Origin of the sequence: Sphingobacterium litopenaei (genome assembly GCF_014692495.1) — a bacterium.
Classification (GTDB): domain Bacteria; phylum Bacteroidota; class Bacteroidia; order Sphingobacteriales; family Sphingobacteriaceae; genus Sphingobacterium; species Sphingobacterium litopenaei.
In genome coordinates, this window is the sequence record NZ_JACOIJ010000011.1 from 81,679 (window position 1) to 106,335 (window position 24,657).

24 protein-coding genes and 1 pseudogene are annotated in these 24,657 nt (G+C 35.3%); 7 read left to right on the plus strand and 18 right to left on the minus strand.

Features of this window, described 5'->3' with window-relative positions:
- From H8B04_RS07825 to H8B04_RS07840, 4 genes are all read right to left on the minus strand, one after another.
- Complete coding sequence (locus H8B04_RS07825; protein WP_190301990.1) at positions 1–1,497, minus strand: RagB/SusD family nutrient uptake outer membrane protein; 1,497 nt, start codon at positions 1,495–1,497, stop codon at positions 1–3.
- 18 nt (positions 1,498–1,515) lie between these two features.
- The gene (locus tag H8B04_RS07830; protein ID WP_223815326.1) at positions 1,516–4,887 is read right to left on the minus strand and encodes a SusC/RagA family TonB-linked outer membrane protein; all 3,372 of its coding nucleotides are present in this window, start codon (positions 4,885–4,887) and stop codon (positions 1,516–1,518) included.
- A gap of 147 nt (positions 4,888–5,034) precedes the next feature.
- A complete protein-coding gene (locus H8B04_RS07835; RefSeq protein ID WP_190301991.1) occupies positions 5,035–6,216 on the minus strand; it encodes a FecR family protein in 1,182 nt (393 codons plus the stop codon).
- A 49-nt stretch (positions 6,217–6,265) separates the two neighbouring features.
- Positions 6,266–6,880: an RNA polymerase sigma factor gene (locus H8B04_RS07840; protein ID WP_190301992.1), complete on the minus strand. Its 615-nt coding sequence runs from the start codon at positions 6,878–6,880 to the stop codon at positions 6,266–6,268.
- 246 nt (positions 6,881–7,126) lie between these two features.
- On the opposite strand from H8B04_RS07840, the gene H8B04_RS07845 reads away from it, so the two are divergent.
- Complete coding sequence (locus tag H8B04_RS07845; protein ID WP_190301993.1) at positions 7,127–8,071, plus strand: fasciclin domain-containing protein; 945 nt, start codon at positions 7,127–7,129, stop codon at positions 8,069–8,071.
- Between the two features lie 200 nt (positions 8,072–8,271).
- Positions 8,272–9,480 (plus strand): mandelate racemase/muconate lactonizing enzyme family protein, encoded by a 1,209-nt coding sequence (locus tag H8B04_RS07850; RefSeq protein WP_165291951.1) that lies wholly within the window; start codon positions 8,272–8,274, stop codon positions 9,478–9,480.
- A 69-nt stretch (positions 9,481–9,549) separates the two neighbouring features.
- On the opposite strand, the gene H8B04_RS07855 is transcribed toward H8B04_RS07850, so the two are convergent.
- Positions 9,550–9,840, minus strand: a complete 291-nt coding sequence (locus H8B04_RS07855; RefSeq protein WP_165291950.1) for a hypothetical protein — start codon at positions 9,838–9,840, stop codon at positions 9,550–9,552.
- 188 nt (positions 9,841–10,028) lie between these two features.
- Between H8B04_RS07855 and H8B04_RS07860 the strand changes: the two genes are divergently transcribed.
- Complete coding sequence (locus H8B04_RS07860; RefSeq protein ID WP_165291949.1) at positions 10,029–10,841, plus strand: alpha/beta hydrolase; 813 nt, start codon at positions 10,029–10,031, stop codon at positions 10,839–10,841.
- A gap of 122 nt (positions 10,842–10,963) precedes the next feature.
- Complete coding sequence (locus tag H8B04_RS07865) at positions 10,964–12,004, plus strand: fatty acid desaturase (RefSeq protein WP_190301994.1); 1,041 nt, start codon at positions 10,964–10,966, stop codon at positions 12,002–12,004.
- 85 nt (positions 12,005–12,089) lie between these two features.
- Here the strand turns inward: H8B04_RS07865 and H8B04_RS07870 are convergent, their stop codons facing one another.
- Together H8B04_RS07870 and H8B04_RS07875 are read right to left on the minus strand one after the other, a co-directional pair.
- Entirely contained in the window at positions 12,090–12,794 is a 705-nt protein-coding gene (locus H8B04_RS07870) for an LOG family protein (protein WP_165291947.1), read from the minus strand.
- A 94-nt stretch (positions 12,795–12,888) separates the two neighbouring features.
- Positions 12,889–13,170, minus strand: a complete 282-nt coding sequence (locus H8B04_RS07875) for a SelT/SelW/SelH family protein (RefSeq protein ID WP_190301995.1) — start codon at positions 13,168–13,170, stop codon at positions 12,889–12,891.
- A gap of 92 nt (positions 13,171–13,262) precedes the next feature.
- Here H8B04_RS07875 and recR point away from each other — a divergent pair, with 92 nt between their 5' ends.
- The gene (recR, locus tag H8B04_RS07880) at positions 13,263–13,877 is read left to right on the plus strand and encodes a recombination mediator RecR (RefSeq protein ID WP_165291946.1); all 615 of its coding nucleotides are present in this window, start codon (positions 13,263–13,265) and stop codon (positions 13,875–13,877) included.
- 99 nt (positions 13,878–13,976) lie between these two features.
- Here recR and H8B04_RS07885 read toward each other — a convergent pair whose 3' ends face one another.
- The 3 genes from H8B04_RS07885 to H8B04_RS07895 all read right to left on the minus strand — a co-directional run bounded on the left by H8B04_RS07885 (position 13,977) and on the right by H8B04_RS07895 (position 16,976).
- Positions 13,977–15,182, minus strand: a complete 1,206-nt coding sequence (locus tag H8B04_RS07885; protein ID WP_190301996.1) for an MFS transporter — start codon at positions 15,180–15,182, stop codon at positions 13,977–13,979.
- A 119-nt stretch (positions 15,183–15,301) separates the two neighbouring features.
- Complete coding sequence (locus tag H8B04_RS07890) at positions 15,302–16,249, minus strand: bifunctional metallophosphatase/5'-nucleotidase (RefSeq protein ID WP_165291944.1); 948 nt, start codon at positions 16,247–16,249, stop codon at positions 15,302–15,304.
- A complete protein-coding gene (locus tag H8B04_RS07895) occupies positions 16,224–16,976 on the minus strand; it encodes a 5'-nucleotidase C-terminal domain-containing protein (protein ID WP_190301997.1) in 753 nt (250 codons plus the stop codon). Before H8B04_RS07895 ends, H8B04_RS07890 begins: the two co-directional genes overlap by 26 nt.
- Before the next feature lie 214 nt (positions 16,977–17,190).
- Between H8B04_RS07895 and metA the strand changes: the two genes are divergently transcribed.
- Positions 17,191–18,138 (plus strand): homoserine O-acetyltransferase MetA, encoded by a 948-nt coding sequence (gene metA / locus H8B04_RS07900; RefSeq protein WP_165291942.1) that lies wholly within the window; start codon positions 17,191–17,193, stop codon positions 18,136–18,138.
- A gap of 107 nt (positions 18,139–18,245) precedes the next feature.
- Here the strand turns inward: metA and idi are convergent, their stop codons facing one another.
- From idi to H8B04_RS07935, 7 genes are all read right to left on the minus strand, one after another.
- Complete coding sequence (gene idi / locus H8B04_RS07905; RefSeq protein WP_165291941.1) at positions 18,246–18,785, minus strand: isopentenyl-diphosphate Delta-isomerase; 540 nt, start codon at positions 18,783–18,785, stop codon at positions 18,246–18,248.
- Positions 18,778–19,488, minus strand: coding sequence for a lycopene cyclase domain-containing protein (locus tag H8B04_RS07910; RefSeq protein ID WP_190301998.1), 711 nt, complete (start codon positions 19,486–19,488; stop codon positions 18,778–18,780). Before H8B04_RS07910 ends, idi begins: the two co-directional genes overlap by 8 nt.
- Positions 19,485–19,901 (minus strand): sterol desaturase family protein, encoded by a 417-nt coding sequence (locus H8B04_RS07915; protein ID WP_394354877.1) that lies wholly within the window; start codon positions 19,899–19,901, stop codon positions 19,485–19,487. Before H8B04_RS07915 ends, H8B04_RS07910 begins: the two co-directional genes overlap by 4 nt.
- Before the next feature lie 38 nt (positions 19,902–19,939).
- Positions 19,940–20,389 (minus strand): hypothetical protein, encoded by a 450-nt coding sequence (locus H8B04_RS07920; protein ID WP_190302000.1) that lies wholly within the window; start codon positions 20,387–20,389, stop codon positions 19,940–19,942.
- Positions 20,386–21,222, minus strand: a complete 837-nt coding sequence (locus tag H8B04_RS07925; RefSeq protein ID WP_165291937.1) for a phytoene/squalene synthase family protein — start codon at positions 21,220–21,222, stop codon at positions 20,386–20,388. Before H8B04_RS07925 ends, H8B04_RS07920 begins: the two co-directional genes overlap by 4 nt.
- An 11-nt stretch (positions 21,223–21,233) precedes the next feature.
- A complete protein-coding gene (locus H8B04_RS07930; RefSeq protein ID WP_190302001.1) occupies positions 21,234–22,709 on the minus strand; it encodes a phytoene desaturase family protein in 1,476 nt (491 codons plus the stop codon).
- A gap of 131 nt (positions 22,710–22,840) precedes the next feature.
- Positions 22,841–23,512, minus strand: a complete 672-nt coding sequence (locus H8B04_RS07935; protein ID WP_165291935.1) for a MarR family winged helix-turn-helix transcriptional regulator — start codon at positions 23,510–23,512, stop codon at positions 22,841–22,843.
- 216 nt (positions 23,513–23,728) lie between these two features.
- On the opposite strand from H8B04_RS07935, the gene H8B04_RS07940 reads away from it, so the two are divergent.
- Positions 23,729–24,256: a YciE/YciF ferroxidase family protein gene (locus H8B04_RS07940; RefSeq protein WP_190302002.1), complete on the plus strand. Its 528-nt coding sequence runs from the start codon at positions 23,729–23,731 to the stop codon at positions 24,254–24,256.
- 212 nt (positions 24,257–24,468) lie between these two features.
- Here H8B04_RS07940 and H8B04_RS07945 read toward each other — a convergent pair.
- A pseudogene (locus tag H8B04_RS07945) lies at positions 24,469–24,657 on the minus strand (IS256 family transposase); the annotation flags it as partial.

Sequence of the window (24,657 nt, forward strand, 5' to 3'; positions counted from 1 at the left end):
TCAGTCTTTTTGATTTCCATAAATGATCTCATCGTCTGGAAGAGGTAAAACAAATATTTTGTTGTCAGGCTGAATACTCTTGCCTTGTAATCCTGCAATCGGAAGGTGTAGTCTTTTATAGGCGTAAAATAATTGACCTTCAGCAAATGTATCTTTTCTCAGTTCTTTCACAATTTCTTGTAGGAATTCTTGTTTATTTGAAACTTGAGTAGCTTGCCCAATTCCTCTATTACGACGTATTTCATCCAAATATTGAATAGCTTGCGTAGGATTACTATCGTAACTACTTTCAGCAGCAATTAAGTATACTTCACTTAATTTGATAGCAGGAGCCATAAGATAGTGCAGATTTGCGCTTTCATTGTCCGAAAGAGAATTTCTGCGGTATTTTACAATTGTAGATAGGTAATTGTTTCCATTGCTTACTGTCATAAACCAATGCATATAACGCAAATCCGTGGCGCCTACGCTGGAAGTTTCATAGATAGTTTGTGCATCAATTTGTTCCAAATACATGCCGCTATTCCCACTAGAAAACCAATTGTTATTTAACTCATTATTTAGCAATGGGACGTACCAACCAAACAACAATTCTTTGTACTGGATACGATCTTTATTTTTTTCATCTACGGCGATAAAATCAGTAGTATTCGTCCAAGGGAATTTTTTAGCATCGATTACTATTTTAGCATTTGATAAGGCTTGATTAGTCTCACCTTTGTATAAATGTACACGAGCCAATGCCGCACAAACCGCATAATAATTCATTCGATGTCTTCTGTTTTGAAGGAAAAGCTGCGGGTTGGTTGTTTCAGAATTCAACAATGTATCGGTCTGATTTGGGTAGCCAATTCTATATGAACTCTTCAGAATAGGGTCTTTTTGTAATAAAACTTTAGCCTTTTCTAAATCATTGATGATAGAATCTAATACAGTCGTCACTGTTCCAAATGGAGTGGAAAGGTTACTGTATACCGTAACATATGGAATAGCTTTAGCGGTAGGATTTTCCTTATAGCTTGGAGCAAATAATCGTAGCACATCAAAATGCAGATATGCTCTTAAGGCTAAAGCTTCTGCTTTAATGATATCGTAATTGTTCTCCAAGAAAATATTACGTTGCTGATCGATGTTTGCAAGTATAAGGTTAGCGTTGACGATTCCATTGTAAAGACCTTTCCAAACATTATCTTTTCGCGCGATAAAATATTGGTCATCGTATTTATATTCAGATGTTGCTTTATAGCGAAATGGATCAAATGTAGCCGTCGTATAGTTTTGTGCTAATACTTCTGGCATTCCTACAGTTAATTCTTTACCATAAAGATCCGTTTTGCTTCCTCTGATATAAATACCCAATAAGGCTTCTTTGAATCCATCTTCTGTCGTGAAAAGTTCCGTTTTGTCAATTTCCGTTTCCGGTTTGATGTCAAGCCACTTTGCACATGATGTACACAGTAAGATGATAAGGATATATAATGATAGCGATTTTCTCATTTTCAAATATTTATTCGGTTAAAATGATGCTTGTAAAGCCAAACTCACACTACGTGCAAATGGATAAGAAATACCTCTTTCTTGCTGAATAGATGACCATCTTAATAAATCATTTGTAGTAGCACTAATTCTTAGATTAGAAAGTCTCAACTTCTGTGCAAATTCAGGGTTAGCGTCATACGACAAAAACAAGGATTGCAAATTTACTAGATTATCATCCATGATGAATCTTGAAGAAACACGTGTTTGCCCCAAATCACTAATGCTTTTGTAAAAAGAGCGATCGCCTGGTTGTTTCCATTTGTCTGCTAATACTCTGTAATCCACATTGTAGCGAGGGTCAGCATTTTCCACACGATCTACTAAAGTTTGATTGTAAGATTTACCTCCTACGCGTACTTGTACGTATGTTACTGCAGAGAATTGTTTATATCGTACTGTTGCTCCTAAAAATCCTTCTGCTTTTGGTGTAGCTACCGCAACTACTGCAATATCTTTTGCATCCCAATTGTAAGTTAATGAACCGTCTTTCTTTCTGAAAATTTCCCGACCATTTTCTGGATCTATACCCAGCGAAGGAACGGCATATATAGCGTCTACTGACTGGCCTTCGTTGTATCGCAATAATGGAACACCCATTAAATCGCTGCCTCCTTGTGCTTCATCGACACGGTCGTTGTAGCTTTTAAGTGCATTCGATATTTTCACAATTTTATTCTCATTGCGAACGATATTAGCCATAAAGCTCACCGTCCAATCGGAATTTTTTACCGCAAAAGCATTGAAATTAACTTCGATACCTTTGTTTTCCATATCACCCAAATTCTCTTTGTAAGAGACAAATCCTGTTGATGGGGCAATATTGATATCCGCTAGAATGTCTTTTGTCAGTTTGTAATAATATCTAGCCGAAAGGGTAATTCTATCTTTCCAAAATCCAGCATCTATACCAAGATCTGTAGATCTTGTTTTTTGCCATCCCAGATTTTCGTTACCATAATTGTTTACGATAGCTCCAATTCCGGATGAATACCAGTTATTTTGATCATAGTTATATGTAGTACGAGACATGTATGGAGAAAATTGAACAGCTCCCGTCATACCTGTGGTTGCTCTAAAACGCAAAAGGGATACTACGTCCGTATTAAACCATTCTTCATTATGTGTATTCCATCCAATACCAGTAGACCAGAATGGTGCAACTCTATTGTTCGACCCAAATTTAGAAGAACCGTCAGCACGAACTGTTGCATCAATTAAATATCGGTTGTCGTAAGAATAGTTTGTACTTAAAAATGCACCTATAAGCCTAGATTGTTCCAGACTACTATATGGCTTGGCATTTTCAAGATAGCCTTTGGAGAATCCAATGCTGCTGAATCTATCATTTGCGAATCCATGTGCAGTGAATGAACGATAGTCAGAAAAATCGCTGCGTATATTTGATCCAGCTACGACATTGATGTAGTTTTTACCTAGACTTTTCATGTAATTCACGCGGATATTTCCATCCCAATACATTTCATCATTGTTGCCACTGGTGTAACTTCCTTTTTCGTCAGTCTGCGAAGTAGGGTAGTTGTAGAATTCATTTGATTTTGGAGACAAAAAGTAATCGTAAAGATTCATTCTTTTCAAGAGACTCAATTGCCCTCTCAATCGTAAGCCCGAAACAATTTCATAATCTATCGCAAAATTGTTCATGATTTCAGAATACTTAGACTTGTCAAAATTGCTTAATGTGGCGTTGTACAAAGGATTCAATACATTTTCTTTTTCCGAAGCACCATTACTGTAAAATCTATCCCAACCACCAACTTGCTGAAGAATGTTTCCGTTGTCATCGGTCATCCGATAATAGGGATTCATTCGCGCATAATTCGCAAAACTACCATATGGTGATTCCAACGCATTCACCATGGTGATGGTTAATTCATTTTGAAATCTGAGTTTGTTCTTTAGGTTATAACTTAGGTTTACGCCTCCCGAATATTGGTTTCTCGAAGATTCTTTCATAACTCCAGGTCTAGTTTGATAGCGTAAATCTATACCATAACGAAACGTTGAAGCACCACCTTCAAGATAAATAGCATGTTTTTGACCTATGGCTGTACGTACAGGTTGTGATATCCAATCCGTGTTTACGCCTCCTACAACATTTTTAAGTTTGTTGTAGTATAACTTATCCAATTCAATCTGCGAAATGTTTTGGTTTTCATTGCTGTAAAGACCAGCAAGTCTTTCGTACTCCAATTTTTCTGCAGCATTTAGGAGTTTGTAATCCGTTAGATCAGGAGCATTTACGTGTGTCTCGTGTGAATAGCTTAGTCTTAACTGTCCATCTTTTGGTGCTTTCGTGGTGATGACCACGACGCCATTAGCAGCTCTAGAACCATAAATGGCTGTAGCAGCAGCATCTTTCAGTAGCGTTACAGATTCAATACGTGTCATGTCCAAATCCAACACTTTAGTCACGCTGATTTCGTACCCATCTAAGATGAAAGCGGGCATATTGGTATTTGTCGTAATATTATCGCGACGCAATATCTCATTGTTGCCAGTAGGTAAGGAAGATGTACCACGTATCGTGATATTAGGCATTGCATTGGGATTAGATCCAAGAAGATTATTATCTAATAATTTGAAGGATGGATCAAAAACCTGTATAGCTTGCAACACATTTTGAGGATTCACTTGTCTTAATTCTTCTCCAGATTTAGAAATAGCAGTACCCGTGAAAGAGTTTTTGTTGATAGCCTGATAGCCCGTCACGATTACTTCACTCACATTGCTTACTTCTTCTTTAAGCGCAAGCGTATATTCAAATTTATCATCAGATAATTTGATTCTTAAGGTTTCATAACCCAGCATTCTTACTACTATGATTCCGTCTGAAGGAGCTTTATCTAGTTGAAAAACACCGTTTTCGTTTGTGTTACCTAGGTTAGTTGTTGAAGAAGAGATGGTAGCACCTGCTATTGGTTCTTTGTTCTGATTGGTGATTTTTATCACAATACGAGATTGTTGAACCTCCTCCGTATTTCTATACAACTCCGTTGTTCTTCGACTTTCTTTTTTCGTTAGAACGATCGTATGATCTACTATTTTGAAACTTACAGGTTGCTTTTCAAACACTTTTTGTAAGTATGTTTCGAGAGGCATATTTCTAGCCTCAATAGATATGAGCTGGCTACCCTCCAGCATACTCTTAGTTCCCAACACCTCAAATTGAGTCTGCGACTTAATAATCTGCAGAATTTTCTCCAAAGATTCTCTTTTGGAAGTATGGGTAATAGTCTGTGCATTAGAAGCCAAACTGATTTGTAAGAAAGCTATAAAATACAGTAACGTGGTTAGTTTTATCACTCGTAATAAGTAATTTAAATTCATTAAATTTGTTAAGGTTTAGTTAGAGTTCTGTTACTTACACATAGTCAAGCTCAGTATATACTGAACCGATTTTGAGCGGGGAAATGTGGCAGCATTTCTCTGCTTTTTTATATTATTTATATATTCTAATAAGTCCTCCTTTCATAATTATTTCTTGATTAGTTTTTTGATAAAAAGTTTTTTATCTGTTGATAAAGTATAGGTAATATCGTTGTGTTCAAGTAGCGTTAGAATAGTAGATAAATTGTTGTTTCGGAATGTTCCGCCGAAAAATTCAATATTAGGTACATCATGATCTATAATAACATCAATATCGTACCAGCGCGATAATTCTTGCATCACCTCTTTCAGCTTCTTGCCATCAAAATTGAATTTCCCATTAATCCAAGCGATTTCGCTTTTGGAATCAATTTCTTGCAGGAATACTTTATTTGTAGTGATCACACTTTGTTGTCCGGGCTGAAGAATTGTAGGTAGCAAAGTTTTATTAGTTTTAGGTATTACTTTTACTTTTCCTTCTACCAATGTGGTTTTCGTACCCGAATTTGCTTCGTATGCATTTATATTGAAAGTGGTTCCCAGCACTTCAATTTCTTGTTGTTTAGATTGAACAACAAAAGGTTGTTTTTTATTAGGTGTGACTTCAAAATATACTTCTCCAGTAATGGAGACTTCCCGTTTATTACCAGAAAAAGTAAGAGGGTAGGACAAAGAACTCGCTGCATTCAGTTGTGCTTTTGTTCCATCTGGAAGGATAATTTTATAATATCCGCCACGAGGTGTATGGATTTCAGCGGAAGTAATATCATCTGTAGAAGTAATCTCTTGTCCATTACTATAGGCGATAGAAGTTGAATTGATTGATACAGACTCTTGATTATTATCCAGCGTATAAGACTTTCCATTAGAAAGTTTTATCGTAGCTTGGTTGTTTGCAGGTTTGTAATCGATGGGCGAGTTTGCGATATCTTGATTATCGATTTTTTGATACCATTGAGTAATTAAAGTTATGGAACCAAAAACAAGAAGGCAAGCAGCAGCTATATATGCGAATAAACGTCCAATTTTTGGTTTTTCAATTTGTCTTTCGGTATTATTCAGTTGTTCCTTTACGTCTTTCCAAGCAGAGGCTACATGGATTTTTTCTAAATATTCAAAAGCTTTTTTTTGATCGCCCTTATCTAAACATTGCTGATACAATTCTTCATTACGCGAAGAGGCTGAAACCCAAGAAGCAAGTTCTTCGGCTTCAAAAGCAGTAAGATTATCATTGATTTTTTTGCGTATAAGAAAACTTATTCTTGGAGCTTCTTCTTTATTTAGGTGCATATTCGCGTATTGATTTTAGCCTTAATACCACACTAAATTGAAAAAGTACTCATCCCAATGAAAATTTTTCAAAAATTTTATAAACCGATAAAAATATTAGATAGGTTTCGGGTGTTAGGATGCTTCGAAGTTGTTTGATGGCTCTTAATTTGTAATTTTTAACAGTTTGTAATGAAATTTGCATTTCATCTGCTATTTCTTGATTAGTTTTTCCTTCCAAATAAGAAAGTATAACGACCATTTTCGCTTGTTCTGGTAATTTTTGTATGGCAGCATACAATTCTCCCATTACTTCTGCATGAATTATTTGATGTAGCGGAGAATCTTCGTATTGCTCCTGATTATCAAAAAAATATTCTTCGCGCTGAATAGAACGTTTTAAAGCAAGCTGTTTATTCAGCGCAACTTGTTTAGTGCTTTGGTATAAAGAGTTTTTTAGATGTTCTAAGGACTTATAATTTTTATCGCTTTTCCAGATTTTAATAAATGCCTCTTTGGCAATATCTTCTGCAAGCGTTTGGTCAGTGCCGAAACTCGATGCGTAAAGACACAATCTTGGATAGTACTTTTCAAAAACATATTCAAAAGCATCCTCATCCAACTGAGCTAAACGCTCAAGCAGATAATTCTCCTCATTAAATAGTTTAGAATTTGATGAATTCACTTTTCACAAGATAGATGGTTTAGAATAACACAATTAGAAGTATAAATGTGCTTGTACAAATCTAGTACAATTCTGTGATATAATTAAATAAGGCGTTAAATGATAAGAGTGCTGAATAGAATTTACTTTTTACAATTTTTAATTAGGTAGAATAAAAAACTAATTCAATAAAAATTAGTATAAAAATAAACTATTTTAAATTTTGATTGTTTATATATGTACTATTAAACTTTAACAATTTATTTTATGAAACTTACATTAAATTCTACCAAAAAATGTTTTTCGGCCTTTTTACTTGGGGTATCCACCTTAGCAGTGTCTTGTTCGGATGATGATACAACAGTAACACCGACTAATACCATTGTGGATCTCGTGGTTAGCTCTCCAAATTTTTCAACTTTAGAAGCTGCGGTATTAAAAGGTAATGTAGCTACCACACTGAGTGGTAATGGACCATTTACAGTATTTGCACCAGAAAATGAGTCTTTCACGAATTCGGGTATTACCTCTTCTGTTTTAGAAAGTCTTTCTGCAGATCAAGTAAAAGATATTTTACTTTACCATACACTTAGCAGTAGAGTAAATGCAGCGAGCATTCAGACAGGAACCAATGCAGTGAAAACTGCAAATGGTAAAGACATATATGTAACAAAAAATAATAATGGGGTTTTTGTAAATGGATGGAAAGTTACCCAAGCTGATATTAATGCAAGTAATGGTGTTATTCATGCTATCGAGCGTGTACTGATGCCAGCTCCTGGTAATATTGTAGATGTGGCTCAAGGAAATCAAAATTTATCTTATCTGGTAGCAGCAGTTCTACGTGCGAGTCAAGGTTCTACCAATGTCGCCCAAGTACTAACGGGAGCGGGGCCTTATACAGTTTTTGCACCTACAAACCAAGCTTTCATTGATGCTGGTTTCGCAACCATAGCTGCTATTCAGGCTGCGGATCCAAATACATTAGCGAATATTTTGACCTATCACGTGTTGTCAGCTCGTGCATTTTCATCAGATCTAACAAACGGACAAACATTAACTACTGTAAATGGTGGCACATTAGCTGTTCAATTGGGTACTGGAGCGAGCATAAAAGGAAATAATAATTCTACTGGTGCACAGATTACAGGAATGAATATGATGGCTACAAATGGTGTAGTACATGTGATTGATAAAGTATTACTACCGTAACGTATTTTTATTAAATAATTAGTGTGAAAGAGCGGCAAGAAATTGTCGCTTTTTTGTGTTTAAGGCTTTATAATTAATCAGGGAGAAGTGGCTGTATAAATTCTAAACAGAATGAGACAATTTGGTATAAATCTGAACCATTCCTGTACAAATTACTATAGCATAAATATCTAATTTTAAACAAACTATCCTTTTTTCCTATGAAACGAAGAAATTTTATTCAAACATTAAATTTAGGTATAGCATCTTCGATCTTATTGAACTCTGACTTGAATGCTAAAACTATTTTAATAAATGCTTCACAAGATTCTGACTTATCCTATCATCGTATTCAGAATATAAAACTTTCGAATGTACGAATGCAATACCCACGTTTAGTAGGTAAGAATGCGCGGTTGGACATTCATGGTTATGGACCTCGAATTGATATTTGTATTCTTGAAACAGATAAAGGTGCAATGGGGTGGGCATCATTGCGTGGTTCTATACGTGGAGCACAGGATTTGGCAAAAGAAATCATCGGAAAAAAGGTTAGTGAACTTTTTGCAGTCAATGTGGGTATTTCCGATTCAAAATTTATTCCTTTTGATGCGGCACTCCACGATTTGGCTGGAGTAATTTTACACAAACCAGTGTATGCTCTTTTAGGCCAACAAAAGCCAATTCTTACGAAATATTATTCGGGAATGATTTATTTCGATGATTTAGAACCTGCACAAAATCCGAGTGGAATAGATAAAGTATTGGAGAATTGTAAACAAGACTATGATTTTGGCTACCGTCAATTCAAAGTTAAAATAGGGCGAGGCAATCGTTGGATGTCTTTTAGAGAAGGTTTGAATCGAGATATTGAGGTTACCAAAAAGATAGCTCAAGCATTTCCTGATTGCGAAATTTTAGTGGATGGCAATAATGGATTTGCAGTGGATGAATTTATTCAATATATGCAAGGAATTTCTGGTGTTAATCTATTTTGGATTGAAGAACCTTTTCATGAAACCGTAGCTGAATACACATATTTCCGAGAATGGCTAAATAAGGAAGGTATAAAAACATTATTAGCCGATGGAGAAGCAGATGCGGATCAAAACTTTATAATGGAGCTTTTGGATAAAAAACTTATAGATGTGCATCTCACGGATATTGAAGAGTTAGGATTTACCTATTGGCGAAAATTGATGCCTCGATTGAAACAAATGGGCGCTCTATCTTCACCCCATGCCTGGGGATCATTACTCAAAACACATTATATTTCACATCTCGCTGGCGGTCTAGGTAATACCGTGACTATAGAGGGTGTTACTAGCTTTTCTGACGACGTGGACCTTACTGGATATAAAATTGTAAAAGGACAATTGGTTCCTCCAGCAAGTCCAGGATTTGGCATGCCCTTGTTGAAGAAAATATAATTTCTTATCATAAAAATTAGCACCCAAGCTTCAAACTTCAACGAAGCTTGGGGTAAATTGATATGGCACTCAAAGAACCACAGAGATGTCCCACAATGTCATTCCTACAGTTATGCTTGGTGCATTCGGATTATTGATTTGTAATTCGGGATCGATAATCAATTCCACAGATGGTTTTGTTAAATCGTCTTTAGCGTCCATTATGCCGCCTTTTTTGCCCATATCTACGAGGGCGAACCGAACTTTTGGGGTATCTGGAGCAAAAGCTGGTAGGTTGGAAAAAATTCGACCAAATTTTCCTTTATCAAAATACTTGGATAAAAATGGTACGACATTCTGATAAGCATGCCCATGTCTCATAATTTTTGGTTTTAGGTAGTGATTAAGTTGATTATAATAGTATACGTTTAAACAACGTATTGGAGTTGTTGTTTTCTTTTAGATAAAATTATTTTCGATTGAAAAATATTTTTTAAAACTGGGTGTCTGAAAATCAAGTGCAGATATTATCAAGCTTTTGATTATCTTTAATTTGAATTTATCGATCTATGAGAGTACAATATTTGATTATTTATTTTTCGATTTTTATATGTGGTTGTCGTTCGGTCCAAAATACAGATTCAGACCCCATTCCTGTACACGATAGCCTAACAATATCGTCTAATCTTTTAAATGAAAATCGGGTAATTAATATATGGTTGCCTGAAATCTATAAACAGAGTACAGACTCTTTGACTGTATTATATATGGCGGATGGAGGTGTCAAGGAGGATTTTCCACACATCGCCAATACGTTAGAAAAGTTGATAAATGAAGGAAAGATAAGGCCTTTAATTCTAGTAGGTATTGAAAATACGATTAGAAGACGTGATCTTACCCCCAAAACTGAAGTAGAAAAAGACAAAGAAGTAGCTACAGTTGTGGGAGGATCGGAGAAATTTAGAGCTTTTATAAAGCAAGAATTAATTCCAGAGATCGATAAAAGATACCGCACCCGTGCAGAAAGAGGTATAATTGGAGAATCCTTAGCAGGTCTTTTTGTGATGGAAACATTTTTTACAGAACCTACTTTATTTACTCACTATATTGCTTTTGATCCCTCTTTGTGGTGGAATAATCATTTTTTAAATCGAAATGCAACTTCACTTTCTGATCTAGCCGACTCAACAGATTTGTGGTTTGCTGGTTCAAGTGCGGAAGATATTTCTATCCACACGAATGAACTTGCACAGATTTTGAAGGCAAATACTGTTAAAAAGCTGAAATGGCATTACTCGGATGAACCAAAAGAAAAGCATAACACCATCTTTAGAGCAACAAAGGAGAAGGCGCTTCTTTGGACTTTTGGGCTAGCCGATTAATAATAACTGGTGTAAACTGCCTTAAACTTATTATATGAGGACATTCTACGTTTATGTTACGTTAATATGAAGATGTTGTGAGTTTTATTAGGTAGTTTTGTATACATCAACTTTGATTTGGGGTGACACATCAACAGAAAACAAATATTATTAAAAAGGAAATTATTGCTTCATATAAAACATTAAAAGCAAAATATCCTGTTCTTAGATATCAAAATTTTATCGGCTTTTCCATATTTATCAGCTGCCTTCTTTTTAGTGCTGGTTTGGGTTATCTGTGGTACGTGGATATGATTCCAGCTTGGGCTTTGATATTAGGAAATGCCTTTTTATTTGGGGTATTGCATGAGCTGGAGCATGATCTTATTCATTTTATCTATTTCAAAAATAACCGGATTGTACACAATATTATGTTGTTGTTTGTCTGGTTAGTGCGTCCATTGACATTAAATCCATGGTTTAGAAGGGTATTACATTATCATCACCATAAGTTTTCTGGAACTCCACATGATGTGGAAGAGAGAGGGGTAACCAATGGCGAAAAATGGTCTTTGAAAAGGTTGTTATTTACACCAGATTTGGTAATTGGTAATCTATTGCGTGTCGTAGGATTATTTAGCGATATTAAACGTGAAGTAGATAAAGGTAACCTGAAATTCCAAACGGCTAAAAAACTGAAATTAAGTGGTGTATTTGGGTTAATTCCCTTTACCATATTGTCTCACGTAATTTTGTATGTATTCTTTACGGATATCTTTTTAGATTTCTTACATGATAAATATCAGCTGAATTGGGTAATGCCTGATGCTATTAAAAATATACTGACCTGGTGTAATCCTATTATTTATATTGTCTTATTGCCAAATTTATTACGTCAATTCTGTTTGCATTTTATCACTTCCAATCTGCATTATTTTGGTGATGTGGAGCAAGGTAATGTCATTGAGCAAACACAGGTATTGACAGTATGGTGGACTTATCCATTTCAATTGTTTTGTTTTTTCTTTGGATGGACCCATGCGATACATCATTTTGTAGTTAATGAGACTTTTTATATCCGTCATATTGCACACAAGAAGGCACATGAGATTATGCGCAAACATGGTGTACGTTTCAACGACTTAGGTACATTCAGACGTGCTAATCGTTATCATGAAATCTAGTACTTTCAATTTTAATTTCATAGCACAAACAAAAAATGCTTCCAATTTTGGAAGCATTTTTTATGAAGTAAGATTGCTGTAAATTCTAGAAGTTTGGTTTCAATAAATACTTGTCGTAGAATCTGAAGATATGTTCAACTGCATCTTCGGCGGTGTCAACGATTCTGTAAAGTTTCAAGTCTTCTTCTGAAATGTAAGCGTTGGTAAGCATCGTTTTTTCTACCCATTCCAACAAACCTCCCCAATAATCAGATCCGACCAATACGATAGGGAAACGCGCAATTTTACCTGTTTGAATCAATGTAATCGCCTCGAATAACTCATCCATCGTTCCAAATCCTCCGGGCATCACGATATATCCCTGTGAATATTTCATAAACATGACCTTGCGTACAAAGAAGTAATTAAACTCCAATAGTTTATCGCGGTCAATGTATTTGTTGTGGAATTGCTCAAAAGGTAATTCGATGTTAAGACCTACGGATTTACCACCTACACCATGTGCACCACGGTTAGCAGCTTCCATAATACCGGGGCCACCACCTGAAATTACTCCATAACCTTTTTCGGCTAGAAGACTCGCAATTTTTACGGTCATTTGGTAATATTTGTGGTCTTCTGGAGTACGAGCAGATCCAAAAATTGAGACACAAGGTCCGATTTTAGCTAATTTTTCAAAGCCATCTACAAACTCCGACATGATTTTGAAAATCTGCCAAGAGTCTTTTACTTTTATTTCTTGCCAGGTTTTGTTGGCGAATGAATTTCTAATTCTGTTTTCTCCCGTCATAATAATTCTCTCTATCTGATAATTGCAATATAATAATTTTAACCAATTTCTCTGGATGAAAATGGTGCGACAATTTTTATTTTTCTATAATAATTTAAGCCTTTCTATCAGAATGTCCCAGACTTTTGTCTGGACAAATCTGGTTACGAACCAGCTGCTTAATTATTTTTATGTCTTTAAAACCATCTTCGCGTTTACGATCAAAAATAATTTGGTCGCTCGTACGAATCTGAAAACGTCCTGCCACTTCAGAAGGTATTAATGTGACGCCATAGACTTCTTCTTGGAAGGTAGTTAATAATTCTTGAGCCATATAAGTAGCGCGCAAAAGCCAGCCACATTTGGGGCAATATTCAATTTCAATTGTCGGTTTCATCGCAGTAATATTACAAATTTTGTTCCATACTCGTCGTTCGTTTGCGTATATCTTGATACTTGTCTGACAGAAAAAATAGTTACCTTTGTACAATGAATTTTTCATCTAAACTATTAGAAAATGCTGTGGAGGAGTTTGGTCGTCTGCCTGGAGTAGGGAAGAAGACAGCTTTGCGTTTGGTGTTGCACCTTTTGAAGCAACAGGACGCGGAAGTAACTCGTTTTACCCAGTCGTTGAATCTTTTAAAGGAAAAAATTCAATATTGCAAAGAATGTTATAATATCTCAGACGATGAAGTCTGTGAAATATGTCTTTCTGTGAAGCGTGATAAATCTACCATCTGTGTGGTCGAGGATACACGTGATGTGATGGCGATAGAAAATACAAACCAATATCAAGGTGTGTACCATGTCTTAGGTGGATTGATTTCTCCTATGGACGGTGTAGGACCTTCTGATTTGAAAATTGAAGGATTGTTACAGCGTCTTCGTGCTGGAGATGTCAAAGAAGTAATTTTAGCCTTATCTGCGACGATGGAAGGCGATACTACGATATTTTACTTGTACCGAAAATTGAAAGAATTTAATGTGCAGGTAAGCACCATTGCTCGTGGTATTGCTTTCGGAGGGGAATTAGAATACGTAGATGAGATTACTTTGGGTCGTTCTATTCTGACACGCGTTCCCTATGAACGTAATGTAGGATAAGATTTTTTTAACGCTCATTGTCATTCATGAAGGAAGCTCCAAACCTAGCTATTAACGTATTTAATAGGTTATGTCTTTTTATCTGAGCTATATCGCCAATTAAACTTTCATTCGGCTGATTATCCAATAAAATCCTAAAGAAGCGGTAAGTAAAGTCGTACCCGCTACTGTCCATAATACACTGTACCCAAAATGTTCAGCTAAGTAAGTACCGCAATAAGGTGAAAATATATTGGCTGCCGCAAAAGCTAAAGAATTAAATCCCATATAAGCCCCTTGATTATGCAATCCTGCTCTTTTGATGGAAATGGTAGCCATAAAGGGTAAGGTCAACATTTCGCCTGTCGAAAGGATAAACATCGCCATATACAACCAAATAATACCAAAATCTACATTTAGCATAAAATAGGATAGGGCGGTGATAGCTGTTCCCCAAACCATTACTTGTCGCACTGAAAAACGATGTTCTACGAAATGAACCAATACCATTTCGAATATTACAATAACGAAGCCACTAAATCCCAACAATAACCCAATCTGTCCAGCATCTAATGCATAAACGTCTTTGTAGAATAAAGGAAGTGTGCTTAGCAATTGCAAAAATCCCATCGAGAATATACAACATAAAATGTTGAATATGACGAAGAGTCCGTCCGTATACGCGTTGCGCTCTTTTGGTTTGGGTTTAGTCTCTTCTGCCTTAATTGGCGCTTGATTTTGAGTGCGATTTCTGAAGAAATAAATAAAAACGAATACAGCTACTGCCGCACCTAGTGCATTACCATAGAAAATCCAATTGTAAGAAATTGAAGCTAAGAATCCGCCCAATGCCGGACCTATGGAAAAACCTAAATTAACCGCCATTCGGTTTAAAGAATAGGCTCTAGTAATATTTTCAGGCTTCGCATAACGTGCTACAGATACCGAGTTGGCTGGTCTGAAAATATCAGCTACCATAGTTAGTAAAAAAATCATTGGAGCTAAAGTCTCAAATGTTCTAAAACCTGGTAAAATCAAGAATAATGGAATAACAGCAATCTGGCTCATAGCCTGCACTTTGAAACTTCCAAATCTATCTGTTAGCCAGCCCCCGAACCATGAGCCACATACTGAACCAAGACCGAAACAACCCAATACTAATCCAATCTGTGTTTTGGAGAAGCCTAATTCTGAGGACATATACATCCCAAGAAAAGGAATAACCATCGAGCCTGTCCGGTTTATCAACATGACAAGTGCCAACAACCATGCAGCAGGTGATAGTCCCTTGTAAGAATTTATATATACTTGAAAAATAGACTTCAAAACTAATTTACTTTAATTTTTTATGTAGTTTCTAATTTTAATATTATAAAATGATACCTTTTAGAATTGATGTAAAAGCAATAAAATTATCCTTTTTACTTTTGAATTTTTACTTATTATTACGCTAAATCTTGGTTCAATAAATAATTGTTATATGCAATTTTCTTTTCTTTGGTCTTAGGATTGAAAATAAAATCAATACGTCCTAAGACAGCTCCGCCTGTTGCAGCTTGATTTACTATTGTAATTTTGCCTGCTGCATTTTTTACCTCAGTTGGCTTTTCTAATAAGGTGTGTGTGTGACCGCCGATGATTAAGTCAATGTCTTTGGTAGCTGCCGCCAAACGTAAATCCGATACTTTATCCTCTTCATAGGTATAACCTAAGTGCGAAAGACAAATAACAATATCACATTTGTGTTTGCTTTTTAACGTGGGGACAATCTTGTTCGCTACAGCGATAGGATCTAAATAACGCATTCCTGCATAGTTTTTCTTGTCGACTAAGCCTTCAATGTCCACGCCAAGTCCAAAAACACCTATTTTGATTCCTTCTCGCTCAAAAATAACATAGTCTTTGGTTTTACCCGCTAATGCAGTTTGCGAAAAGTCGTAATTAGCTGTGAGGAAAGGAAATTTTGCTTTATCAAAATGTTTTAGAATTCCTGCTATACCGTTATCAAATTCATGATTTCCAAAAGTACCTGCGTCGTATTTTAATTTGGACATTAAAGTTAATTCAACTTCTCCGTCAAACAAATTAAAATAAGGAGTACCTTGAAACATATCTCCCGCGTCAAATAAGAGTACATTTTTCTCTTCCTCACGGATTTTACGAATCAATGTACTGCGCCTTGCCACACCGCCTAAGCCTTGAAGACGAGAACCGTCCATGGGAAAAGGCTCAATTCGACTGTGTACATCGTTTGTATGTAAGACGGTGATTTTAATTTCTTTTGATGGTCTTCCCTGAACAAATTGTGGAAGTTGGCTCACAGCTAATGCACCACCTAGAACACTTAAATTTCTTAAGAAATTTCTTCTATTTAATGACTTTAATTCTTCCATCTATTTGTGTATTTATGGTTTTACCCTCTTTTGTTAATTTCTCTATATAATCTATCAAGCCTTTTCGTACAATGATTCCAGTATCAGTACGCTTGATAGGATTGTTTAATCCTTCCATATAATCACCCCCATTGGCTAGGTAATCGTAGGTTACAAGTTTGTAGGTTTTGTCGATATCAAAGGGCTGATTGGCAATAAAGACATTTATCGGTTTACCGGCTTTAATATCCATTTTCAAACCCGATACAGGTTGACCTTCAGTTTTAGCAATAAAATGCAATAAGGTATTCATATCTTCACCGGATATTTCTAGGATTGTCACTGCATTTTCAAAGGGCATTAACTCAAACACATTGCCTACAGTTACATTTCCTTGTTTGATATCAGCGCGGATTCCGCCTTTAGTAGCCAAAGCTACTTGTGCGTTAGGATCTTGTAACTTCCCGATTTCCAATAATGCATCGGTAAAAAAATTACCGGCAGAAGTCTCAACTTGCGAACGGCTGCGTGTAAGGCTATATTCTGTATAACCAATCACACGATTCATTTCGTTTTCCAGCTTATGTTTGAATGGAATGTAATAGTTGACGATTGCCGTGTCTTCAGCAATACTGTTATCGACTTTGTAGTTTATTTTCTCCTGTTGGAGGGAATATTGTGGTGTGCGGCAATATGTAAATGTACTTGCTACAACCAGTAATGCTAATATCTTGGTATAAGAGCGCATAGTGTAGAATTTTCGTTAGTGCGAAGCTAAGAAGAAAGTACGGAGGAACAAATTAACTTTTTGTAAAATTTTAAAGTTTACTAGAAATCATATTATTAAAAAAATAGCTTGTAATTTTTTATAAACAAGTATAAGTTGTAATTTGGCAGCTCAATTCTCGGACAGAGATTTTTTAGATAGTATAAGACCTAAACAGTAGGAGGAAAAGAATAAGATGCCAGTAAAGATACCCGATAATTTGCCAGCGATAGAACTGTTAAAACGTGAGAATATTTTTGTCATGAGTAGTTTGCGCGCCAACGAACAAGATATTAGACCGTTGCGCTTACTTGTGTTGAATCTGATGCCTCTTAAAATTTCAACAGAAACAGATTTTATACGTTTGCTGTCAAATAATCCTTTGCAGGTAGAAATGGAATTCTTGCGTTTAGAAACGCATGTTTCCAAAAATACACCTCAAGAACATTTGGAAATGTTCTATAAAAACTTTGATGAAGTTTCCGAACAGTTTTATGATGGTTTGATAGTAACGGGAGCTCCAGTAGAAATGCTTCCTTTTGAAGAAGTTAATTACTGGAATGAGCTAGTCAAAATTTTTGATTGGGCGCGTACGCATGTCACATCATCCTTATATATTTGTTGGGCTTCTCAAGCTGCATTGTATCACTTCTATGGTGTAGAAAAAGTGCCATTGGAAAATAAATTGTTTGGCGTATTTCAACATGCTGCTTCTGATAAAAAACATCCATTATTCAGAGGATTTGACGATGAATTCTATATTCCACATAGCCGACACACGACGATCGAGCGTGATGACGTATTGTCAAAAGCAGGACTACGTATTCTTTCTGAATCTCCAGAAGCAGGTATTGCTATATTGAGTTCAAGAGGTGGACGTGAGTTTTATTTGACAGGTCATTCGGAATACAATCCTTATACTTTGCATGAGGAATATGTTCGCGATGTGGAAAAAGGTGCGGATATTAAACTTCCTCACAACTATTACAGAAATAATGATCCTTCGCAAGAGCCCGTGGTACGTTGGACCAGTCACGCAAATTTACTATTCAACAATTGGTTGAACTATTATGTTTATCAAGAAACACCTTTTGATTTACGTGATCTTCCGAAAATGGGAGATATTCAAGATCAAAGTGAATAGCTTATGTGAAAATAAAAGTAAAAAGGCATTGATTTATTCAATGCCTTTTTAATTTTATTTTCTATACTTTTGGAATTCACAAATTTCTGACATTGTCTGTTTTATTTTTAGTCGATATCTATGGTCTGTAACATATGATCTTTCACACGGTGCCATACATCTTTGAACCAATAAGTGAATTGTTCGGGATGTTTGTTCATCCAACTTTCCAGTTTTTCTGTATTGATCCATTTATAGGCTTGTACTTCTTCTGGATTTGGATGTGGTTCTGAGTTGCTTATTCCAAAAAGCACTACATCAAGTTCATGTTCGATTAGGTTATTTTCTACTTTGGCATGGTAGATAAACGTAAATAGTTCTTCCAAATTTGCAGACATATTCATCTCATAAGCCAATCTATCCTTTGCGGCATCCAATGTGTTTTCATTGATTTGTTGATGTGAACAGCAAGTATTTGTCCACAGGTTAGCTCCATGATACTTACCAGTAGCACGCTGTTGTAATAGAAGTTCGCCTTTTTCATTGAAGATGAATATGGAGAAGGCACGATGTAAAGCACCTTTAATGTGTGCTTCATATTTGTCCATGGTCCCTAGAACTTTATTTTGTGTGTCGACTAAGACGACATGATTTCTTTCTTTACCCATAAGATTTCACTTTTACTTGTGTGCGCGCAGCGAACTTTTTGAAGAAAAATAAATTCCAAAGAATCATTACATATCCGTAGACTGCATCTTCAATAGGAATTGTTCCTATTCGGATATTAAGGAATTCCTCTGAATTGTAATTTACAATTGGTGACTCTAACCCTGTACCCGTTAATACACCATTTACGGGCAAGAATCCTGCCATCAAAATAAAATAAATTAAAGAAGCTTCTCCAATCCATTCCGTTTTGTTGATGAAATGTAAATAAACCATGGTAGCAATTGTGGCTATGGCTGTCACTAAGGTGTATGTACGGTCGTGAAATTTTAATGCCACAACAGCGCTAACTATTACTGTGATGAAAACAATAATATTATTAAAACCATTTGCCCAGTCTAAATTGAAAAACTTGGTAAGGCAATAATAGGTGAATACGCAGCTGAAGGGAATACAGATAAAAAATAAACATTCTTCCAAGGGAAGATTAAAAAGATCAATTCCCAGCGTATATGTCTTGTTAAACCACCATACACCATGTGCTGTGAACCACACGTCCCACAATATAAACGGAATGGCAACAAGGACACTTGCCATTAAAAATGGTTTGAAATAACGGTCAAATCTGATTCTTTGGTCAAACGAAAAAACGAAACAGATAATAATCGTCAAGAAGTTAATTAATATATATGTATAGGCTATCATGAATTTTTAAAGTAGATTTTAAAGTACTTAATCGGCACAAATAAAAAACCAAAACACTCTCCATCTTCTTTTTGCACATGTTTGTGATGTTGTTTATGTGCGCGACGTATGGCTAATAGATAAGGAGAATTTGTGTCTCTTAGTATTTTAATACGTTGATGTATAAATATATCATGTACAAAGAAATAAGCTATTCCATATAAAGTAATTCCTAATCCTAAGAAGAACGGAAATGTAAGACCATCACGACTACCGAAATAGAAAAGAAGGATAGCAGGAATGGAAAATATAAAGAAGAAATAGTCATTTTTCTCAAATGCTCCTTCGTGACTATGATCGTGGTGATCTTTATGCAATGACCACAGGAATCCATGCATCACGTATTTGTGAATGAACCAGGTAATCGGTTCCATGAAAATAAAAGTCAGAATTACGGTCAGTATATTCATTGTTATTTTACTTTTAATAATTCTTTAATATCAGCTTGTAAAGCAGTTTCGCTTGTTGCTAAATAGTTGTGCATCATCTTTTTATCTGTTGCTAATTCAGCATTGTATCCTAAGAATTTTGGAATAGATAATTGTATCGCGTAGCGTATATATCGAAGTTCCACATCCCTAGAATTTTGCTGAATAGCTTTTTCTAGTAGTTTCTTTCCTGAATTGAAAGAAGATAATTTCTGAATCGGATTAATCTGATGGTTTGCTTTGATCATCGTAAATGCTCCTAAGTAACCTAATATCTTTGCGTCTGAAGGTTTGTTTTCTAAGTCTTTAATCATGAGAAAACATACTTCTTTATTAGTTGGCGCTAAGGCTAAATTCTTTCTGTAGTGCTGGAATTTATCTTCGCTAAATGCAGAAAATGATTTTAAAAAAATAAATAAGACAATTATCTTCATATTCTATCCATTTTCAAATTCCAGTAGGATTCCATCATTAAATACATTTTCTCCGTATTTGGAACGCTGGTACGTTTTTGTAAAATATCACCACTAGATTTTACTCTAATTTTTTTGAATAAAGACCAATAATAACGATAGGCAAGATAGACTCCAAATTTTGATGAATTAGGTAGCATTTTAATCCCCACAAGTGCTTCTTTAAATTCGCCTTCAATTTCTTTTTCAATTATTCTTTTCGTGTCATCGTTGAAGGTAATGAAGTCTAAATTAGGAAAATAAAAACGTCCTAATGTATAATAATCGTCTTTAAGATCACGCAGGAAATTAATTTTTTGAAAAGCACTTCCCAATTTCATTGCAAAAGGCTTTAATTCTTCATATTTTTTCAAATCTCCTTCTACAAAAACGTGCAAGCACATTAAGCCAACCACCTCAGCAGAACCTAAGATATATTCATCATAGTTTGCTTTGGTGTACGTTACTTTATCCAAATCCATGGACATGCTATGTAAAAATTGATCGATTAACTTTTTATCAATGCTGTATTTGTGTACTGTCTCCTGGAAGCATTGAATAATAGGATTGATAGAAATCTTCTTTTCCAGCGCTTCATTTGTTTCGCTGATTAATTGATTTAATAATGTCGCTTGATCATATCCATGAAAGCTGTCTACTATCTCATCGGCTAAGCGCACAAATCCATAAATTGCATAAATTGCTGGACGTAATTTGTGGTCTAATGCTTTGATACCCAATGAAAATGAGGTGCTGTACGTTTGTGTCGTACATTTACTAATCTGGTAGGCTAGATTGTCATAAATTGTTTTCATAGCTTAGCTTATTAAATTTCGTTTGCAACTATTTTTCCTGATATAATTGACGGAGGTACCCCAGGTCCAGGTACAGTCAACTGACCCGTATAATGTAAGTTTTTTAATTTCTTATTTCGGATAGCTGGTTTGAAGATAGCTGTTTGCTTTAGCGTGTTGGCTAACCCGTAAGCATTTCCTCCGTAGGCATTGTAATCTTCTTTGAAATTGTTGACACAATAACTCTTTTTGTAAATTATGCGGCTCTCTAAATTAGAAGTTCCAGTATGCTTCTCTATGCGGGCAAGCATCTCTTTAAAGTACTTGTCTCTCATTTCTTCATTGTCCTCAATATCGTTTGCTACAGGAAGCAACAAGAATAAATTTTCATCCATTTCGGGAGCAACTGAGGGATCAGTTTTTGATGGACAGCAGACATAGAACAAAGGTTTTTCAGGCCATTTTTTGTGTACATAGATATCATCAATATGATTATCTAGTTCATGCTCAAAAAATAATGTATGATGTTTTAGATTTTCAATTTTTCCTTTTACACCTAAATAAAAAATTAAACATGAAGGGGCAAAGGTTCTAGTATTCCAATATTTATCATCGTAATTTCTTCTATCTATAGGTAAAAGTTTTTCAGTGTGGTGGTAATCGATTGAACTTATTACTTCGTCAAAAAGGAGTTCTTCGCCATTTACCTGAATAGCTTGTGCCTGATTCCCTACAGTTTTTATTGAATTTATTTCAGATTCAAAATGAAACTTAACACCAAGATTCTCGGCTACCTTTTGCATTGCTTTAATAACCTCGTAAAATCCGCCCATAGGATACCAAGTTCCCAATGCATAGCCACCATAATTCATCAAACTATATAAGGCAGGAATATTGGATGGTGCAGCTCCCAAGAAAATAACTGGAAACTCCATTATCATTTTAATTTTAGGATCATGAAAGAATTTAGCTACGTAGTCGTCAAAATTGCTAAGCAAGTCCAGTTTTGTCGCATTTTTAAGAATTTGTAATGAAGCAAATTCAGTCCAGCTGTGGCAGGGTTTATGGATAAATTGTTTCATGCCCACTTCATACTTATGCTTTGCCGCTAACATAAATGTATCCAACTTTTGGGCAGCACCTCCCTCAAAACTTTCAAACAAGATTTTTAGATCCTCATATTTTTCGGGAATTTGAACTTTATCTTTTTCGAAGATAATTTCAAATTGAGGATGTAAGGATTTTAATTCGTAAAAATCGGAAGTTCTATATCCAAAATCTTTAAAAAAATCTTCGAACACATCAGGCATCCAATACCAACTTGGTCCCATATCAAAGGTAAAACCATTTGACGTGGTAAATTGACGTGCTCTTCCTCCAGCTATGGCATGTTTTTCAAAAACTTGAACTTCATATCCTTTTTTTGCTGCATAACATGCTGCAGAAAGACCTGAAAATCCTGCTCCTAGAATTGCTACTTTTTTATGATTTTGTTTTGAGGTGATCATTAGTTTTAAAATAAACCTTTTTGTTTTATAAAAGTATATAATTGTACTATTAAAAACAAGGTGTTATATAAGATAAACCATTTTTTATTAAAATAGTTTGAATTGATTTACAATAAATTTAAAATAGTGGTTTAATTATGCTTATTCGCAATAGTATAGTTTTCGTACGCTAGTTTTAGCAATTCTTCCTGGCTAATATTTTGATTATAAATTTTTTGATGGAATTTGTCCATTTTGGATAGCAGACGAGCCAATTCTAATTTTTCTTTCTCGGTAAGATCTGCTGTCACTATTTTAGTTGCTTTACGGATATCATCCATTTTGTGATTTAGATAAGTTTTTCCTTCTTCGGTAATTTCTAAGATTTTACTTCGCTTATCTTTAGTAGAATCGATTTGAATCGTCCAACCACATTTTATTAAGCGATTAATGATTTGCATTCCTGTTGGCTTATCCATTTTATTGCGACGAATAAGTTCTGTTTTAGACATGGCGCCAAACGAATTTAATGTAATAAGATAAATAAATTCATCCTGCGTAGAGAATTGTGATTCGTGAATAGCAGATTTGGAGTAATTTTTTGCGTATTTATTCATATGCACTAATAAAGTGCTGATGACACTTTCCACGGAACGACCGTTTGCTTTGCCTTCCCATTCTATATTTGATGAAATGGAATCTGATTTAGTGTCAATAATCCATTGCATAAATCCGTCACCACTCAAAGGGTAGGAATCATTATGATTGGAAGTTTCAAAGGACTCCAAGAGAGTCAATACTTCTCTAAGCAAATCGTATCGCATAACAAGGATTTAAAAATACAAATATAATCTAATTTAGGATTTTTTTATACAATTATTGAGCCGTAAATCACATATATTAAAATTGTATGTATTTATTCTGGTATCTAACGAACCAAATACGTAGAGATAATAAACAAATACCTGTTCTTCCTAAAAACTAAACTCATTTCAATTTCAGAGGTTAGTAGCGTAAACACAATTAAAAAAATAAAAATTATGGCAACTTCGAAACAACAAGAGGGAATGAAAAATGCACACTTACATGAATTATTGGTTGACGGACTAAAAGATATGTTAGGTGCAGAAAGACAATTATTAAAAGGTTTGAAAAAAATGTCAAAAGCAGCACAAAGCGAAACATTAAAAGAAGCTTTTGATACGCATTATCAACAAACAGAAAATCAAATTGAGCGCTTGAAAGAAGTTTTCAGTAATTTGGGAATTACAGCTCGTGGCAAAAAATGTAAAGCAATGGAAGGTCTATTAGAAGAGGCTGACGAAATTGCTGAGGAATTTGAAGATAGTCCTGAAGTGTTGGATGCCGCATTAATTACAGCAGCACAAAAAGTAGAACATTACGAAATTGCATCATACGGATGCTTAGTAACTTTTTCGGATTTGATGGGCCATTCAGAAGCTGCAGCTATTTTAAAAGAAATTTTAGCTGAGGAAAAAGAAACAGATGAGCTATTAACCGAAATTGCAATGGGAGAAGCAAATGTATCTGCCGGTGCAGAAAAATAAGCCGAAAAATCACCTAACAAAATAGGGAAAAAAATAGCAGTGCTTTAAAGGAGGGCACTGAAAAAGTCCCCTTTTATATTGGGCCAAAAAAAAAGGAGTGGAAAGTGCATTTTCTACTCCTTTTTTTGTATCTTAAATTAAGCTTTAAGGAAGTGTAAAGCAAACTGTGTCATTGAGCTCTAAATAGATATAGGTCCCCTTCGGACCTATATCTATTTAGAGCCGCCGAAGGCTTTCATTCTCTCACCAAATTTAAGGTGGAGTTGTTGCATTGTCAAGCCCCAATTACGAATTGGCATAGTCCATTTTTTGCTTATGTTTTGTATTGCCAGATAAATTAACTTTAATAACGCTTGATCTGAAGTAAACGCTCCTTTTGTTTTAGTCACTTTCCTAATTTG